Origin of the sequence: Acinetobacter sp. 12966, from assembly GCF_031196995.1 — a bacterium.
GTDB classification, from domain to species: Bacteria; Pseudomonadota; Gammaproteobacteria; order Pseudomonadales; family Moraxellaceae; genus Acinetobacter; species Acinetobacter geminorum.
Window position 1 is genome coordinate 1 of the sequence record NZ_JAVIMC010000131.1, and the last position, 413, is coordinate 413.

The window sequence follows — 413 nt, forward strand, 5'->3', positions numbered from 1 at the left end:
TTAAAATCATTATTAGGCTGTCCACTTGTAACTCCACCTGCAAAAGTAGTGATAGTCTTTACATCAATTGCTTTTACACCTATTGGAACTGTTACAGCTTCATCTTTAATTTTTAAAGTATCAATTGCGCCATCTTCAATATTCGCAGTTTTGACTTTAATTGTCCCCAAGTCTGCACTAATAGTACTTAAGTTTTCAGCCCAGATTCGATTCGCATTGATATACCCAAAACTACCATTGTCGACATACAAACCACGCGGAATAACAGTACCGTTTGGCAAAGTAACCGGAGTGTTTTGCAAGGTCATTAATGGTTTAGGTTCTACACCATCAACACCGACAGGCGTACCAAACTGAATTGCATCATAATTGAATATGAAAGTTGAAGTAGTTCCATCGTTCATTGAACCATG

General features: G+C 37.5%; 1 protein-coding gene. It reads right to left on the reverse strand.

Going from position 1 to position 413, the window contains the following annotated elements:
- On the reverse strand, positions 1-413 hold a 413-nt coding region (locus tag RFW85_RS17775), incomplete at both ends, for a hypothetical protein (protein ID WP_309171748.1).